The sequence below is a fragment of the Shewanella sp. MR-4 genome, assembly GCF_000014685.1.
Taxonomy (GTDB): Bacteria; Pseudomonadota; Gammaproteobacteria; order Enterobacterales; family Shewanellaceae; genus Shewanella.
In genome coordinates, this window is the sequence record NC_008321.1 from 812,779 (window position 1) to 829,672 (window position 16,894).

General features: G+C 50.7%; 15 protein-coding genes, 1 pseudogene and 1 riboswitch. Of the genes and pseudogenes, 2 read left to right on the top strand and 14 right to left on the bottom strand.

Annotated elements, in window-relative coordinates; genetic code table 11:
- Nucleotides 1-77: 77 nt before the first annotated feature.
- Nucleotides 78-965, bottom strand: a complete 888-nt coding sequence (locus tag SHEWMR4_RS03650; RefSeq protein WP_011621496.1) for a LysR family transcriptional regulator — start codon at nucleotides 963-965, stop codon at nucleotides 78-80.
- 94 nt (nucleotides 966-1,059) lie between these two features.
- On the opposite strand from SHEWMR4_RS03650, the gene SHEWMR4_RS03655 reads away from it, so the two are divergent.
- Nucleotides 1,060-1,212, top strand: coding sequence for a hypothetical protein (locus SHEWMR4_RS03655; RefSeq protein ID WP_011621497.1), 153 nt, complete (start codon nucleotides 1,060-1,062; stop codon nucleotides 1,210-1,212).
- A gap of 225 nt (nucleotides 1,213-1,437) precedes the next feature.
- Here the strand turns inward: SHEWMR4_RS03655 and napB are convergent, their stop codons facing one another.
- The 13 genes and pseudogenes from napB to SHEWMR4_RS03720 form a co-directional block, all read right to left on the bottom strand.
- Nucleotides 1,438-1,869, bottom strand: coding sequence for a nitrate reductase cytochrome c-type subunit NapB (gene napB / locus SHEWMR4_RS03660; RefSeq protein WP_011621498.1), 432 nt, complete (start codon nucleotides 1,867-1,869; stop codon nucleotides 1,438-1,440).
- A complete protein-coding gene (napH, locus tag SHEWMR4_RS03665; RefSeq protein ID WP_041408962.1) occupies nucleotides 1,866-2,849 on the bottom strand; it encodes a quinol dehydrogenase ferredoxin subunit NapH in 984 nt (327 codons plus the stop codon). Before napH ends, napB begins: the two co-directional genes overlap by 4 nt.
- A gap of 11 nt (nucleotides 2,850-2,860) precedes the next feature.
- A complete protein-coding gene (napG, locus tag SHEWMR4_RS03670) occupies nucleotides 2,861-3,595 on the bottom strand; it encodes a ferredoxin-type protein NapG (protein ID WP_011621500.1) in 735 nt (244 codons plus the stop codon).
- Nucleotides 3,596-3,646: 51 nt separating this feature from the next.
- Nucleotides 3,647-6,127 (bottom strand): nitrate reductase catalytic subunit NapA, encoded by a 2,481-nt coding sequence (napA, locus tag SHEWMR4_RS03675; RefSeq protein WP_011621501.1) that lies wholly within the window; start codon nucleotides 6,125-6,127, stop codon nucleotides 3,647-3,649.
- Nucleotides 6,124-6,408, bottom strand: a complete 285-nt coding sequence (locus SHEWMR4_RS03680) for a chaperone NapD (RefSeq protein ID WP_011621502.1) — start codon at nucleotides 6,406-6,408, stop codon at nucleotides 6,124-6,126. Before SHEWMR4_RS03680 ends, napA begins: the two co-directional genes overlap by 4 nt.
- A 240-nt stretch (nucleotides 6,409-6,648) precedes the next feature.
- Nucleotides 6,649-8,274, bottom strand: a complete 1,626-nt coding sequence (locus SHEWMR4_RS03685; protein ID WP_011621503.1) for a collagen-binding domain-containing protein — start codon at nucleotides 8,272-8,274, stop codon at nucleotides 6,649-6,651.
- 15 nt (nucleotides 8,275-8,289) lie between these two features.
- Nucleotides 8,290-8,832 (bottom strand): PilW family protein, encoded by a 543-nt coding sequence (locus tag SHEWMR4_RS03690; RefSeq protein ID WP_011621504.1) that lies wholly within the window; start codon nucleotides 8,830-8,832, stop codon nucleotides 8,290-8,292.
- A gap of 2 nt (nucleotides 8,833-8,834) precedes the next feature.
- Complete coding sequence (locus SHEWMR4_RS03695) at nucleotides 8,835-9,233, bottom strand: prepilin-type N-terminal cleavage/methylation domain-containing protein (RefSeq protein ID WP_011621505.1); 399 nt, start codon at nucleotides 9,231-9,233, stop codon at nucleotides 8,835-8,837.
- On the bottom strand, nucleotides 9,233-9,667 hold the full coding sequence (locus SHEWMR4_RS03700; RefSeq protein WP_011621506.1) for a GspH/FimT family pseudopilin: 435 nt from the start codon (nucleotides 9,665-9,667) through the stop codon (nucleotides 9,233-9,235). The genes SHEWMR4_RS03695 and SHEWMR4_RS03700 overlap by 1 nt, the downstream gene beginning before the upstream one ends.
- A 1-nt stretch (nucleotide 9,668) precedes the next feature.
- Complete coding sequence (locus SHEWMR4_RS03705) at nucleotides 9,669-10,040, bottom strand: type IV pilin protein (RefSeq protein WP_011621507.1); 372 nt, start codon at nucleotides 10,038-10,040, stop codon at nucleotides 9,669-9,671.
- A 216-nt stretch (nucleotides 10,041-10,256) separates the two neighbouring features.
- On the bottom strand, nucleotides 10,257-11,507 hold the full coding sequence (locus SHEWMR4_RS03710; protein ID WP_011621508.1) for a lipocalin-like domain-containing protein: 1,251 nt from the start codon (nucleotides 11,505-11,507) through the stop codon (nucleotides 10,257-10,259).
- Nucleotides 11,504-14,173, bottom strand: a complete 2,670-nt coding sequence (locus SHEWMR4_RS03715; protein WP_011621509.1) for an ABC transporter permease — start codon at nucleotides 14,171-14,173, stop codon at nucleotides 11,504-11,506. Before SHEWMR4_RS03715 ends, SHEWMR4_RS03710 begins: the two co-directional genes overlap by 4 nt.
- 154 nt (nucleotides 14,174-14,327) lie before the next feature.
- A pseudogene (locus SHEWMR4_RS03720) lies at nucleotides 14,328-14,849 on the bottom strand (ABC transporter ATP-binding protein); the annotation flags it as partial.
- A gap of 376 nt (nucleotides 14,850-15,225) precedes the next feature.
- Nucleotides 15,226-15,351: riboswitch (glycine riboswitch) on the top strand.
- Between the two features lie 151 nt (nucleotides 15,352-15,502).
- Here SHEWMR4_RS03720 and SHEWMR4_RS03725 point away from each other — a divergent pair.
- Nucleotides 15,503-16,861, top strand: coding sequence for an alanine/glycine:cation symporter family protein (locus tag SHEWMR4_RS03725; RefSeq protein ID WP_011621511.1), 1,359 nt, complete (start codon nucleotides 15,503-15,505; stop codon nucleotides 16,859-16,861).
- The last annotated feature ends 33 nt before the right edge of the window (nucleotides 16,862-16,894 follow it).

Here is a 16,894-nt window from a genome sequence, read left to right on the forward strand (position 1 = left end):
TTTTTTATGAGTGAAATTTAAGGATAAACACAATTTGAGAAGGAGAGCCTAAGGCGAACCATACACTTGAAGTGGCATTAGCTCAGCGTTTTCTGTTTGCTTAACTCCAGTAATGCATTAGCCGCTGGGGTTAAGGGCAGATTTTGCCGCCAAATCAATGCTAGATCCCAGGTTCTCGCCGGTTGCATGGGCCTAAATACCAATTTGCTGGTGCTGAGTTTTTGGCAGATGGGTTCTGGTAAAATGGCCAGTCCCATATCGGCCTCGACCATGGCGGCGAGGAAGTCCCATTGACCGCTTCGAAACGCGATATTCAATTGCACTCCCGCCTTACGACTTAGCCGATTGATTAACTTAGCGAGGGAGAAATCCTCGTTATAGAGAATAAAGGGATAAGGCTCAAAATCCTGCCAGCTGAGGTGGGGTTTAGCTGCCAGCGGATGCCCATCGGGCAAACAAGCTAGCAGGGGATACTTGGTTAGCGGTTGGTTGACCAGCTCAGTCTCATGGGTGGTTGGCAGTGCGGTAAAGGCGATGTCTAAACTGTTATTCAGCAGCGCTTGCTCACAACCAAAGCCACCGTATTCATACATTTGCAGCTCAACGCCGGGATAGCGTTTCCGGTAACTGGTCAGTAGTCCGATAATTAGACTGCTCATCATAGGGCAGACGCCTAATCGTAACCGTCCCGTCTTAAGTCCGCTTAAGTTGCTCATGTCCTCTTGCAATCTATGCCATTGCCCGAGTATTTCCCGCGCGCTGTGCTCAAACAGTTGCCCTGCTTGGGTCAGCTCGACTTTCTGATTGTTACGGATAAGCAATGTCTCTCCTAAACTCTCTTCGAGCCTCTGGATAATCTTGCTCAGCGTGGGCTGGGTGATAAAGCATTTTTCCGCGGCACGGGTGAAGTTTTCCGTTTCGACTAAGGTCAGAAAACATTGCAAGGTCTTGATTGGAATGTTCATGCTTAAATGGAATCCATTGTATGGCGTTAATTCATTTTACTGATGATGGCCTAAGTATTACTTTGAGCTTGTTAACAGAACAGGGGAATAATCAATGAAATCCACATCGAGTTTATGGGTAGGTGCTTTGTGGCAGGCGGCTATGCCTGAAGCAAAGAATGTGCAAACTGCTAAAGCGGCGCAAACTAGATTAACGGCTCCAGCGGGTGATTTGCATAAAGCAAAACAACAAGTAAACCCAGCCTAGGCTGGGTTTTTACTTTTTGGTACTTGAGTATTTTAGTTCTCTTCCCATCCCTTATCTTTCCCTGCCTAATATCTCTCCGCACTGCTTTCTACATTCTGTGCTAACGCTGATTTTTTTTACTGCACTCTTACCCTATTAATGGCAAAACCCTCTAAGACTTTTAAATTGCGGAGAGTAAAAAGCCACTGGGTTGGCAGTGGCTTTTGGGGGCAGGGAAGTGCTGTGTTATTGGTTTGAGAACTTATTCTCGACTAGAGGCGCCTTGTTTTCTGCCTGTGCAACGTGGCACTGAGTACAGAAATAGTTATGGCCATTGAGCGTGCCTTTATCGTCGATTACGTGGGACTTCGCCACTGGCGTGGCCTTCATCCGTGGGGCTTTATCCCAGCTGTGACAAGTTAAACAGCCATTCTTATCCAAGGTGATTTTGTAATCATCCTTATGGGGAATGAGTGGCGGTTGGTCGGTAAAGCTGCGCTCTAACGCCTTGCCACGGCTTGGGTAGACGGGCATAGCATCGGCTGGGCGAATATCCGTTACCGTGCTATCGCCAGCAAGGGATTTAATGTTTACGGGTGTGGTTTGTGTGTCTGCTTGTTGGCCTGAGCAGCCGCCGATGGCTAATACAATCGCAGCTAAGGTGAGTATTTTTTTCATTGGTCATTCTCCGCCTTGGGGGCAATGTGTTGACGAATTGGTGAAGTGGTTGATGGCGACTGACAATCGGTCGAATCGCCTTTACTAAGTTGAGCCTGAGTGGCCGTAAAGCGTGTTTGATAGCGAAATACGCGTTGTGCGCAGACGTCGATACAGCGGCCGCATTGGGTGCAGTCTGGGCTAGCGATCACCGGGTTTTGCCCTTTTAACGCCGGCTTTAATACTTGGCGTTCAGGGCAAACACTAAAGCAGTCCATGCAGTTATCACAGGCACTGGCTTTGCTGGCAACGATCTTGACCGGGCTCCATTTGCCGATTAAGCCAAACAGGGCGCCTGTTGGACACAGGTGACCACACCAAGCGCGCTCGGCGATAAACAGATCCAGCAGAAATATCGCCGCTAAGATCCATAAACCACTGAGACTGCCAAATAACACGGCGCGATAGACTAAGGGCACAGGGTTAACCCATTCCCAAATCAAGTTGCCCGTGAGCAGTGGCAATAACAGCACGAGAGCCAGCAGGTAATAACGTAAATTGCGCGGTAACTCGCTGGTGCGAGGGAGGTTCAATTTACGTCTGAGCCAGCTTGCTGCATCGGTAACCAGATTGACCGGACACACCCAACTGCAAAACACCCGGCCACCGGCGAGGGCATAAAACAGTATGACCAAGGCGGCGCCTATCAGTAGGCTAAGCTCGGGAATATGCCCACTAATGAGCATTTGTAAGCTCACGAGCGGATCGGCAAAGGGAATGGTATCGAGCAGTAAACTGGCCGATAGATTACCCTTAAATAGCCAAATTCCCAGTAATGGCCCAAGTGCAAATAAGCCTAATAAGCCGAATTGCACCGCGCGGCGTAGTAGCAAATATTTGTGTGCGCCAAACCAACCGAGTTCTGCAATGGCTGCGGCATGCTCGCCCTGCATGCGGGCTTTTGAGTTCATGGTCTGGTTATTCATAGACTTGTTACTCATAGACTCATTGCTCATAACGTCAGCCCCTTATTCAACATCTCTAAGGTAGTTTCTTCGGTGTTGATATAAGTGTCATGCGCCGCCGCTTTACCGAGCGCCAGAGCGGTCGGTAACACCTTAATCGCGGCCGTGTCGAGCACGCAGGCATGCTCGCATTTACCGCAACCCGTGCAGGTATTGCTGTTGACTGTGGGTAAAAACATGGCGTGGTGATCGCTATGTTGATTGCGTTGGCGTTCTAAGGTGATGGCATTGTCGATTAACGGACAAACCCGATAACAGACGTCACAACGTAATCCCTTAAAGTTTAGGCAGTTTTTCTCATCTATCAGTACCGCAACACCCATCTTAGCATCGCTAATTTGCTCAAGTTGAGGATCAAGCGCGCCCGATGGGCAGGCTTTGATGCAGGGAATATCCTCACACATTTCGCAGGGAATGCGTCTTGCAGTAAAGAATGGCGTGCCAGTGGCGGCGCCATCAAACCAACGTGCCAGCGATAGGGTGTCGTAGGGACAGGCCTCGACACACAAACCGCAACGCACACAGGCGGAGAGAAAATCGCTTTCTTCAAGGGCGCCCGGCGGTCTGCAAGCTTGGGGGGCGAGCTGGCTTTGGCTTTTTGCCGTGGCCGTCAAGCCTAATCCCACGAGCCCCATCACGCAGCCAGCCTTAGCCGTCGTTGCCAAAAACTGGCGACGGTTGACTTGCTTGACTGTGAATGGACTCTTCACTTGCTGACTCACCTTAGCACTCCTTAATCGCTTTCAAATACGCTTATCGCTATCAAATGAGGCTTAGGCCTTCATCACTTTAACGGGACACTTCTTAAAGTCAGTTTCTTTTGACAGTGGATCGGTTGCATCCAGAATCAACTTATTAACTAACTGACGCGCATCGAAGAAGGGCATAAACACCACGCCGCGTGGCGGTTTGTTACGACCTTTGGTTTCGACACGGGTTTTGACCTCACCACGGGGGGATGCGACTAGCACTTCATCACCACGTTGCAGACCACGGGCCTTAGCGTCTTCAGGATGCATAAAGATTTGTGCATCGGGGTAAGCGCGGTACAGTTCAGGTACACGGGCGGTCATCGAACCTGTATGCCAGTGTTCGAGTACACGGCCGGTAGACATCCACAGATCGTATTCTTCATTTGGCTCTTCTGCTGCAGGCTCGTAGGGCAGGGCGAAAATCACCGCTTTGCCATCGGGTTTACCGTAGAACTTGTAGCCTTCACCTGCCTTCACATAAGGATCGCTACCTTCAACGAAGCGGCGCAGGGTTTCTTTGCCCTCAACCACAGGCCAGCGTAGGCCGCGGGTTTCGTGGTAACGGTCGAAGTCGGCTAAGTCATGGCCATGGCCGCGACCGAAGGCGGCGTATTCTTCGAAAATGCCTTTTTGTAGATAGAAGCCAAAGTGCGCGCTTTCATCGTTTAAGTCGCCCTTACAATCTGTGGTCGGGAACTTGTTGATGACGCCGTTGGCAAACAGCACTTCATAAAGCGTTTTGTCAGCGTATTCAGGTTGCTTGGCGATAAGCTCAGCAGGCCACACTTCAGACACTTTAAAGCGTTTTGAAAACTCGACTAATTGCCACAGATCCGATTTAGCCCCTTCTGGCGCTTTGACCTGTTGATGCCACATATGGGTGCGGCGCTCGGCGTTACCATAGGCTCCTTCTTTTTCTACCCACATGGCGGTAGGCAGGATTAAGTCGGCGGCCATGGCGGTGACGGTTGGGTATGGATCGGATACCACGATAAAGTTTTCTGGGTTACGGAAACCTGGGTAGATTTCATCGTTGATATTCGGACCCGCCTGCATATTGTTGGTACACATGGTCCAATAGCAGTTGAGTTTACCGTCTTTGAGCATGCGGCTTTGCAGCACGGCATGGAAGCCAGGTTTTGGCGGAATGGTGCCTTCTGGTACCTGCCACACTTTTTCGGTGATGGCGCGGTGTGCATCGTTAGCCACTACCATATCTGCAGGTAAGCGGTGGGCGAAGGTACCGACTTCACGGGCAGTACCACAGGCCGAAGGTTGACCCGTTAATGAGAATGGGCTGTTACCTGGGGTGGCGATTTTACCTGTGAGTAAGTGGATGTTGTAGAGCATGTTGTTTGCCCATACGCCACGTACGTGTTGGTTGATCCCCATGGTCCACAGACTCATGACTTTTACCTTAGGATCGGCATAGGCCTTAGCTAAGGTTTCTAATTTTTCAGGCTCTACACCACTCATCTTCGCCGCATATTCCAGCGTATAAGTGCTGACGAACTTAGCGTATTCTTCGAAGCTGATAGGGCTGGATTTACCATTGCCTGGGTTTTTAGCTTTCTTCTCTAACGGATGATCTGGACGCAGGCCATAACCGATATCATCCACACCAAGGGCAAACTTAGTATGCTTAGTCACAAAGTCGGTATTCACGGCTTTGTTTTGAATGATGTAGTTAGCAATAAAGTTGAGGATCACTAAGTCTGACTGTGGGCGGAACACCATAGGGTTGTCCGCTAAGTCGAAGCTGCGGTTCTCGAAGGTGGAGAGTACGTGTACGCGGCAGTCTTTGTGGCTTAAGCGGCGGTCGGATAAACGCGCCCACAGGATCGGGTGCATCTCGGCCATGTTGGCGCCCCAGAGCACAAAGTGATCGGCGGCTTCTAAGTCATCGTAACAACCCATAGGCTCGTCGATACCGAAGGTACGCATAAAGCCACCTACGGCCGATGCCATACAATGGCGGGCATTAGGGTCGATATTGTTAGTGAGGAAACCGGCCTTATGTAATTTAGAGGCGGCATAACCTTCCCAAATGGTCCATTGGCCAGAACCGAACATACCGACTGAGGTTGGTCCCTTAGTGGCGATGCTGTGTTTCCACTTAGCGGCCATAGTATCTAAGGCGACATCCCAGCTAACTGGGGTAAATTCGCCTTCTTTGTGGTATTTGCCCTCTTTCATCCGCAGCAGCGGCGTGGTTAATCTGTCCTTGCCGTACATGATTTTCGACAGGAAGTAACCCTTAATACAGTTCAAACCACGGTTAACAGGGCTTTCAGGATCGCCCTTAGTGGCGACCACTTTACCCGCTTTGGTACCAACTAATACGCTACAACCCACACCGCAAAAACGGCAGGGCGCTTTATCCCACTTAATATTATCTGACTCGGCGGCTTCGACCATCTTCACGGGAAGCGTGACGCCAACGGCTGTGGCAGCGGCAACCGCTGCGTTAGCCTTGAGAAACTCGCGGCGGCTAATGCTCATAGTGTTTCCTCACTCTCTTGTTCTAACAGTTTTTGTTCTAGGGGTTCTACTTGGTGGTAAATCAAACTGGCGGATAGCACGCCGGACAGGGCATTGATGGCTTCAACATTGTCGAGAATGGCTTTTTGGCTATTCCCTTCGAGAGTAATGACCAACTTACCTTCGGGGGAAATGGCGTGGATATCGCAACCATTTAACGCGGCAATATCGATCTCAACCTGTTGTAAGGCATTGGGGGCGGCATGTACCACAAGACTGGTGACATGGTATTCCTGACTCATAGCAGTACCTTTATCTTGAGATTCATTCAGTTGATTTCGATAAATATCGCGACAACTCAATGTGGATAACTGTGAGTCTAGACCTGATAAAAATTGTGGGTATACCTCACAAGAGGTATTGGCGGGGATAGTCGATCGGGATCAAAGTTTTGCGCGTGATCTAACTCTCAGTTTGAAATTTAAACAATCCCTATCCCTTTGGAGAGGGAGTCGGCGGGTGACTTAAGCGGGGGATTAGGCCTATAAATATTGCCATTGCTTGAGCAGGATGACCGCGGGCTTAGCGTTACCTTCGCCTAAGTCGGCTGCGCCTAAGGCATTGTCATAGTGGATTTTTCCATTTCCGGTCGCTGTGATGGATTTGCCCCTCACCGAGCCGAAAATCTCAGGGCCGCCGGGGAGATTGACCTTAGATTTGGGTGCGTAGAGCGCGGCGTAAATTGGCACGTTACCGCTAACAGTCACATCCTTATCCGAACCAGAAAAAATAGACAGTGGCGGCTTGTTGCTGTCGGTCAGGGTTTGCCCTTTAATGTTATTGCCGTTATTTGTCCCCGCCGTAAAGGCGACCTCACCGCCAACAAACAGGGTAAGGCTCGAGCCTGGGGCAATATTTAGCTGATTCGAGCCACTCATCTTAAAGTCACCATTGACTATCAGGGTGACATCGCCACCACTGATATTGAGTACCCCATCGGCACTCATGATTAAGCTATCGAGGTTATATACTGGCGTTTCACTGCCGAAAATGTTTTCTGATGTGGGGGTTAGGCTGGGGAAATAATCACCTTTCCAGCCGAGTTCGGTCTTACTCGACCCCGTTGGCGTGATAGTGACATTAGCGTTGGAATCAATGGTCCGTGCGCCGTTATTGGGCATCTTAAAGCCGCCCATCACAGCGCCTATATCCAATGGATCGCAGGATTTTGCGGGCAAGGGGGGCAAGTTGGGGCGCGCGTTGACTAAGTTACCAATCTGACTATCTTGATGGAAGTTACCGTCGCCACCATATTGCAGTGTGCCATTCACTTGGGCTTTGGGCGCCGTGGCGGCATTGTTATTGGCTTTGACTGAGCCTTCCACCGTGCCGCTATTGGCCAAGTTAAAGTTATTACCCGCTGCGATATTTCCACTGATGGTCCCCGCGCCTAGGGTGACATCATTATTGGCCTGAATGCTGCCATGAATATCCGCCGAACCCGTGAGGGTTACGCTGCCGGTGGCACTGACATCGCCATAAATCGGCGCGCTACCCGTGAGCGTAATATTGGCATTGGGCTCTATGGTCGTGACATTGCCTTTGCCGTGTTGATTAAGCTCACTGCCACCTTGGCCGTTACTGATGCTTTCGCCATAGGCGCCTTTACGGGAATCGTAGCCATCGATGCTACTGCTGCCGGTTAAATTTAAGCTCTCGCAGGACACAATCGCATCATTGAAAATTGTGTTTCCGTGACTGCCCTGCAGTGTGAACTGGGCATTGAGTTTGGCCTCGCCTTCTAAATGATTGCCACGACTGTCGAGGCTAAGATCGGCCCCGGCGATTTGGCCGTTTTCGAGGGCATAGCTGCTGCCTTCGAGGCTGCCATCGGCTTCGGCGGGGAGTTGCTCATAAAGGGTTTGCAGGCCTTGATTAGGCGCGCGCTGTAGCTGAGTCTTGAGTTGGTTGTAGCTCTCGTGCATCCCCTGTTCGGCGAGTAGCTGCGCATTGACCTGCTTTTGAAAGTTACCGCTCAGTCGCTCTTGCACTAGATTATCCCTGAGCGAGGTGACCACCAGCAAACTCGCTAACAGACTGAAGACCAAGACGATAAGCAGTACCGCGCCGTGTTCCTTGTTGCCTAAAGCTGGTCTTAGATTATCCATTATGGCTTCCTTGCTTTATGGGTTCTGTTGGCTGTTGAGGGCTTGTTGCCATAGGGGTTTACGCAGGGCGATATCGAGCTGGATCCCTTGGCCATATTGCGCGGGGAGTTTTTCGGGCTTGAGTATTACAGTCACCAGTTCGCCATTCAGTGTAAAACGGGTCGATTCTAGCCCCGTGAGTAACACCTGGGCGCCATCGCCGTCGTCACAGCTTAAATTAGGGGCGTTAAAACGGTAGGTTTCGTTGTAATCACTGGTTTTGCTGGTTCCTAGGCAAGTTAAACTCGGTTGGGCTGGGGATGCTGCAACTGCCAGCACTAACTCATTCGCGCTGAGGGATACGATATTTGAGGCACGTTTGACGCTCTTGCTGAGGCTAAGGGTGGCGTATCTCAGCGCATCGGCAGCGTTTTCGAGGCGTTTACTTTCTTCAACAGTGGCCTTGAGCGGGGCGAAAAAGTTGACCACGGCCAGCATAATAATCAGCCCAAGCACCATAGCGATCATCAGCTCAGATAAGCTAAAGCCCGCTTGCTGTTTTTTCGCGCTTAAGGACATAGCTACACCTGACATAAGTGCGGAAAGCTGGCGTTGAGGCTCACACTGTTATTGTCCTCAATGCGGCCGTCCTGCCAAGTCACAGTGATGGGCATAGTGTCTTGATAAGTGTTCGGTAACACTAAGCTGTAACCGCTGGGCATATCTTGGCTGAGGCTGGCCCTAAAATTGACATCCTCAAAGCGTGCGGGTTGGCGCTGAATATCGCAGATCCTCGGCCAGATCCTTTCAATGGCATTCTGCGCTTGAATGGTGGCGACCGTATACTGGAAGCTATTGGTCGCATGCTGCAATGAAGATAGCTGAGCTTTGCCGAGCGCCAGCAACGAAGTGACCGAAACCACTAATGAAATCAGCACTTCGGTCATGGTAAAGCCTTGTTGTTTCTCACTCAGCACCATTATGCGCATGCCGCCTCCTGTAGATAACTTTGCCCGCTTGGCAATATGCATAGATTGAGCGTTTCGCCTTGGGTGTTTTCGAGGCTCATCTGGGTTTTAGTGGTGTTGCCTGTCGCATTGATATTGAGGGTGTTAAAGCCATCGATGCTGACGCCGCGGTTAGATGGGCTAAAGACTTTAAGTTGTTCCTGATTGCTGATAACTAGCCAGCGTCCATCTTCTGTCGCTTCCAGTGTCACCGCCTGATTGCGCTTGATGGCCTCCCCACGGGCGAATTTATAACTGGAGATCAATTCATTCGCTGTGCTGGTGAGGCTTTCTCTGGCGATCAAATCCCGATAGGAAGGCAGGGCGATGCTCGCCAAGATACCTATGATGGCAATCGCGACCATTAACTCGACTAAGGTGAAACCCGCATTAGTGCGACTTGCCATCTTAGTGGGTCCAGCAATGGGTTGCGGGGGCGCGTACACCTTTATGATCGAGGCTTAAGGTACCGCAGGAATCCGATTGACGACTGGTGGGGACGGCCTTGAGGCTAAAACCTAATTTATCCGCCGTGGGCGTGTAGCTAAAACTGTAATAGGCACTGTTGGTTAAACTCTGCGAAGCGGGATACAGGCCGTTGCGGGAATAATGCCGCTCGAGCGCTTGGGCGCTACTGACGAGATATTGCTGCGCATCGAAGCGTCGACCCTGTTTTAAGTACTCATTAAACGAAGGAATCGCAATGGCGGCAAGGATGCCAATAATGGCGACGGCGATCATCAGTTCAATCAGGGTAAACCCTTTACGTAAAGCGCTCATCCACCCCTCCCTGTGTTATTGAACTGAATAGAATCGTCCGTAAACTCGATAACTATCTTGTTGTTTTAATTGTTTTGACAACGTTGTCATATCAATTTATTGGGATTTTGATCGAAATGCAATCACTGAGTGAAAATTCAACAGCATTTGCAATCGATAGTATGAGAATGGAAAGTGTTAAGTGGCTTTACTTGAGAGGCTAATCACATTCGGACATTAATAGCCCGTTAGCTCCATATAACCCGTGCCGCTATGACTGCCGCTAAGCTCAATTGGGCCTTCCCAATACTGGGTGGATAACGCCATGGCACTATTGGGGTTTAAGGGTGAGATGTTAATGTCGATTTGTTCACTCGGAATTTGCACTTGCCAGCTAACGGGGTATTTCCCCGTGCTGGTGGTTTGCCACTCGAGTGTCGTCATTTTTATCCCATCGGGGGTGTCGCGGGAATTGATGTTGCGTCCGGTACCATCGGCAAACATTCGTCTGGCGCTGTAAAAGGCGGATTGCGCTTTATCGGAGGATTGTTCCCTGAGCTGAAATAGCATCAGCGCCGAACCATCATCTAACCTAAGAGCAAACCAATCCCAGCCCTGCTGGCTCTTATTTAAAAACTGCGAGCTCCATTCTCTATCTAGCCAGCCTTGACCTGTGACTTTTTCGACGCGGTTTTCCACTTGGCCATTAATCTTGATATGGCGGGTGATTTCGCCGTGAATCGTGATAAAGGGTTGGCTGTAGTAGTAAGAGGCGACTTTGCTGTCGCGACTCTTAATGCTGTAACCCTTATCCCCTTGATATTGCAGTGGTGCTTGGCTGTTAAGCTCGAGTTGATAACTAAAGTCGTCGTTTGCAACGCTCAAGGTTGCAGGGAACAACTCATTTGACTGACTACGCCATTGCCAATTATCGAGGTGAATTTGGTAGGGATCTGCGCTTACCCCTGCAAGTAATCGATGCGCCCGCGACCATTTTTCATGGGCGAGGTGAAAAGTGCTGGAGGTGAGTGCGCTGTGGGCAAAATAAAGCTGATCCGTCGCCCAAGTGGACTTAGGATTAGGTTCCACGTTTTGCGGTTCAGTGTGCTTAGGTTTTAGCGCTACCCTAAATTGCGTCCATTGGGCGCCAAGTTGCTCACCATTCTCAGTGGTTAAATTAGCTGTGAGATACCACCATTCCTGACGAAAATCCTGATGGGCGAGGTGATCTTGAGGAAATTGAAAGTGGTTTCCTGGCGTCACCTTGGCAAAGCTTTGGCTATCAGCGCTTGCTTGCCCCAGTAAAGTCCCCATGGATTGAGGCTCGGTCGTTGAAGGCGCTTTATCGCAGCCGCTTATTGTCGCAAGCAGTAAGCCACCTATGGCACTCTTCAAAATAAAGCCTGCGCTTGTACTGATCTTAAATCGCGTTGCAGACGCTAATGGATTAAGGTGCCAAGTCTTGGTTTGAGGTACGCGAGCGCTCATAGGGTTTCCTGCTGCAAACTGGCGATTAAGGGCCTGCGGGTTTGCCAGTAAAGCGGTAAGAGTACGGCTAAGGTGCAGGTCACTAAGGCAATGAGGATGGCTTTTCCATAGGCGAACCAATCCCATATCATCTTGATTGTCCAGCCGAAGGCCTGCAGGGTGATTTTATCAATTAATAAATAGCCGAGCAGCGCGCCTGTGGGCATGGCCATCAGGCAAGTGATGACCACGACTAGCAGCATTTGGCTGAACACCATAGTCCGCAATTGGTTACGACTTACCCCGAGGGAATACAGCCTCGCCAATGGCGCTTGCCTGGATTGAGTTAACATCAAGCAGGCGCTAAATAGCCCTATGGCCGCCACCAGCAAAGTTAAGCTATTGAGCACTAAGGTGATTGAGAATGTACGTTTAAACATGGCAATGGCCTGAGCCTTGATCTTGGCTTGGCTGTAAATTTGCGCCTGCGCTAAACCCAATGTGACGGCCAATTGCCCTTGCAGGTCATCGAGCTCAGCCTCGCTGAGTTTGAGGTGAGTCGCTGTGGTTTGCTCTTCTGGCTCGACAGAGTGGAAACTGGCCGCAAGGCTAATGGGTAACACGGGTAGCTGCGCCCGTTGCCATAGCTCATGGCTGATGATGAGCTCATTACGGGTATTACCATGGTCGTAGTAGATACCTGCGATCACCACGGGATTATTGGCGGTTTTGTCTAGCACATTTAACGCCAAACTATCGCCGAGTTGCAGTTGATACTTAATGGCCATGGGTTCGCTGACTAACACGTAGCGCCCTTCAAAGTAGGTTTGCCAGAGATCCGGCAAGCTTTGTTTGAGTGTGCTGGTGTGTTGAATCGATGCATCATCGCGGCTAATCAGGTTGACTGGGATAGTTTGTGCCGCCCCTTGGAGTGATACTTCGGCCTCCACTTGCCATTGCTGATACAGGCCACTCAGGCGAGGATCTTGGCTTAATTTATCGCGCACTTCGGCCATATGGTTGGCGCTGGGGCGCAGGTAAAAATCGGCATGCAGACGGGTTTCTAACCAGCTTCTTAAGGTTTGCTCGAAGCTACCGACTAAGGTGTTCATCGACACATTGGCGCTCAGTGCCAGCAGTATCGCCATCATGGCGAGGGACAATGGCGCGATAAGCTCGCGGGTTTCGGCAAGGAGATAGTGCTTAAGTCCGGGGCGAGTCAATGGCAGCAGCAAGCTGATGCCCCAATGCAATACTTGCGGTAATAACAATGGAATCGCGACGGCGACCATGCCCAGCAATACCAAACTGGTGTTATAGCTTTGGCTGAAGGGCATGAGTATTGCGGCGAGCGTGAGTAGGCCGCAGGCTAAGATAAACTGCCTGCCATGGGTTTTGTTGTGAGCTTGCGTTTGTTGATAACGATTAGCGCCTTGGGCGAGGGATTGGCGGGTTAAGTCAAAATACAAGGGTAAACAGGCGGCCAGGGCGGCGACTAAAGTGAGGGCTATCGCCTCGGCTAACCAACGCCATTGCCAAATCCCCGGCAACAAGTGGGCGCCGTAGAGTTGCTCTAAGGTCATAGCGACCATAGGTTGCAACCAGTGACTGAGCTGTAATCCTAAGATAAATCCCATTAGCGAGCCTAGCACCACCAACAGTAGTAACTCGCCAAGCAGGGCAAGCATAACTTCGCGCCGCGCTAAGCCCTGTTGCAGCAATTGGATTAATAGACGTTGGCGTTTCATCAGGCTGTAACGTACACCGTTATAGGCAATAAACAGTCCGACCACAAAGGCTAACATGCTCATCGCATTGAGGTTTAAATGAAAACTGCGGGTAAGCGCCATCAAGGCTTGGCCTTGATCCTGTTGACTGTAACTGGCGCGAAGCGGCGTAATGCCTAAGGTATCGAGCCGCTGCTTTAAGGCGGGGAGCTTATCCCTGTCACTGAATAGGGCGATATAGCTGAGTTTACCTTGCATCCCGAGTAAGCTTTGGGCGAGGGAAATATCGGTCAGAATCGCACTGCCCAGCCCCCAGCTATCATCGATACTAATGACCTTAAGCTTGTCTGGTGCAAAAGACGCGGGCGCGAGGTCGAGTTGGCCATTGGGCGCGATCTTATTGGCAAGGCTCTGACTCATAACCACTATCGGCTCACCACTCATTAACTCGGCGAGCGGCATCGCTCCCATCGACATTCTAGGATTGGCTGCTTGCTTTGTGCTGGCGTTGTGCTTTTGCCCCTCTTTTGAGCTTAGGCTTGCCGTCAGCGCGGCGACGATATCACTGCCTTCAATTTGCCAGAACTGACCGTTCAGGCCCGCCACTCTGCCACTGACAACCGCAAGGCTTTGGCTTATGCCCGCTTGGCGCAGGCTGAAATACACGGATTCGTCGAGGGTTTCTTGGCCAATGGGCGCGCTTAAGAGCACATCGGCTCGCTGGCTCAAGAGTTCTGTGGCCTCACTGTAGCTACGAATGGCATTATCATTGGTGGCTTTAACCCCGATAAGTAAAGTCACGGCGAGGGCAAGTCCAAGCAAAATCGCGCCCGCTTGTAGCGGCGCATGGCGATAATGGGCGAGAAAGACCTTTAATACCCAATAGATCCGCAGCCATGGGTGGTTTCTGCTTGGGGTTTTGTTGTCACTTGCCTTAGGGGTTAATGCTGGACTCATCATCTAGTTAACCGGAGATAGACACAGCGGCGTGGGAAAGATGCCAGCGTTTGTGCATAAAGGCGGCGCATTCCTCACTGTGGGTGACCATGAGTATGCTGGTTTGGCTTTCTTTGGCCAGTTCGCACAGCAGCGACATTACCTGTTTTCCCGATTCATCATCGAGGTTGCCCGTGGGTTCGTCGGCCAGCAGTAAACTCGGGTTGTGGGCTAAGGCTCTGGCGATAGCAACCCTTTGCTGTTGCCCGCCTGAAAGTGCCTCGACCTGCCGATTGAGCAGTGAAGCCAGCCCCAATTTGTCGACGAGATAATCGCACCAAGGATTCCAACTGGTGCCATTGAGGTTGAGTGAAAAACCTATGTTGTTTCTCACATTGAGCGGCGTCAGCAGATTAAATTGTTGAAACACCACGCCCAAATGATTGCGCCTGAACTCGCTCCAGTGTTTGTCTTGCCAATCTTGGGTGGATTGATGATTCAACACTATCTGGCCGCTGTCTGGCGTTTCAAAGCCAGCGATCAAATTTAGCAGTGTGCTTTTACCGCTGCCGCTGGGGCCCGTGAGTGCGATGGTTTCACCGCGATGCAAGGTTAAATCGACGGCTTGCAGTACGGTATGGCGCTGCTCGCCGTCGCGAAAACTTTTACTCACTTGGATAAGTTTGGCTACTTCTGACATTTATCCTTCCACTAGGGATTTCCCCAACCTAGACGCCCGACTAAAGATAAAACATTTTATCTTCTGATAGATACTGCTATTTGGTCCTTAAGGTTCACTTTGCATGGATTCAGACTTAGGTTTTATGCTGTTTAAATTATCAGCAATTGTGGTTTTAGGTACGCATTCTGTGAGCGAATGGGCTTGAGCTATTTTTGTGTTTGTTGCATGCTGTGCGACCTGTTAAATCGATAGCGGACTATCGATTTAACAATCCGTTCGGATGAAGGTAGCAGGAGAGTGGGGAATTAACCCCACACCGACGAGGCAACTTTGTTTTGGGATCTTTCCCGATACAAAGCACTCTTTCAGGTGCCGCAAGGCGTGGACTGTTACTGGACGAGCCTCTGGAGAGACTACCGATTGCGTTAAGTCGCGATAATAGGTGGCGCCGAAGGCGAAAGTAGGTGCGTCGATGGATGCATTCTGCGAAACGCTCAGGCAAAAGGACAGAGGAGAGGATGACTGCACGGTCTCTGTCGTTTGTCTTTTGGACTCTTTCCCTGCCTTTATTGGCTGGGTGATAGTCTTTCTTTAGGCTGGCAGCGGTGTGTCACAGCCATTTCTTTTCCTCCTCCTTTATTAATTTAGTTGTTTAATAATTGAGGAATATCATGAGTTTTCAAGCTTTACTCAGCAGCCTGAACGGTATCGTTTGGGGACCCGTTACCCTGTGTTTACTCGTGGGTACGGGCATTTATCTCACCTTGCGTTTGCGGCTTATCCAAGTGTTTCGTCTGCCAATGGCACTCGGCCTATTGTTTAAACCTGCCAAAGGGCATGGGGATTTATCTTCCTTCGCCGCCTTGTGCACGGCACTCTCCGCCACCATCGGTACGGGCAACATTGTCGGGGTGGCAACCGCGATTAAGATGGGCGGCCCAGGGGCATTATTTTGGATGTGGCTGGCGGCCTTCTTTGGCATGGCGACCAAATATGCCGAATGTATGTTGGCGGTAAAATACCGCACTACCGATGCGCGCGGACAAATTGCGGGCGGCCCTATGTATTATATCGAGCGGGGTTTGGGCATACATTGGATGGCGAAGTTGTTTGCCCTGTTTGGTGTAGGGGTGGCATTTTTCGGTATTGGTACTTTCGCCCAAGTGAATGCGATTAGCGATGCCCTGACCATTGCCTTTGAGGTGCCCACTTGGGCCACGGCATCGGTGCTCACCTTGTTAGTTGCGGCGGTGACCTTAGGTGGGGTTAAGCGTATTTCTAACGTGGCGCAAAAGTTAGTGCCAGCGATGTCAATTGGTTATGTGCTGGCTTGTGTGTGGATTTTAGCGAGTTTTGCGGAATCGATTTTACCCGCCTTGCAATTAGTGGTGGAGTCGGCCTTTACACCTGTCTCGGCGGCGGGGGGATTCTTAGGTGCAACTGTGGCGCAGGCGATTCAAATGGGGATTGCCCGCGGGGTGTTTTCCAACGAGTCGGGCCTCGGTAGCGCCCCAATCGCTGCCGCGGCGGCAAAAACCAATGAGCCGGTCGAGCAGGGTTTAGTCAGCATGACGGGCACCTTTTTCGATACCATCATCATCTGCACTATGACGGGACTGGTACTGATTATCACCGGAGTCTGGAGCGGTGATACTGCAGGCGCTGCCATGACCAGCGCGGCCTTCAGCCTAGGCGGCTCGGCAGTCGTTGGTCAGTATTTAGTGACTATCGCCTTAGTCTGCTTTGCATTCACCACTATTTTAGGCTGGCACTACTATGGCGAGCGCTGCTGGTACTATTTAGTGGGTGAGCGTGGGCTGCGTGCCTATCAAATCCTATTTTTAGGTTTGATTGCCGTGGGGGCTTTTATCAAGCTGGATGTGATCTGGTTACTGGCCGATACGGTAAACGGTTTAATGGCGATACCTAACCTGATCGCGATAATTGGACTTAGGCACGTTATCATCGCTGAAACTCAAAGTTATTTTGTTCGGGCACTCTCAAACCGTACACTAGACCCAATTTATTAATGTTGTGAAAACAATATATTAGTTCACATTATT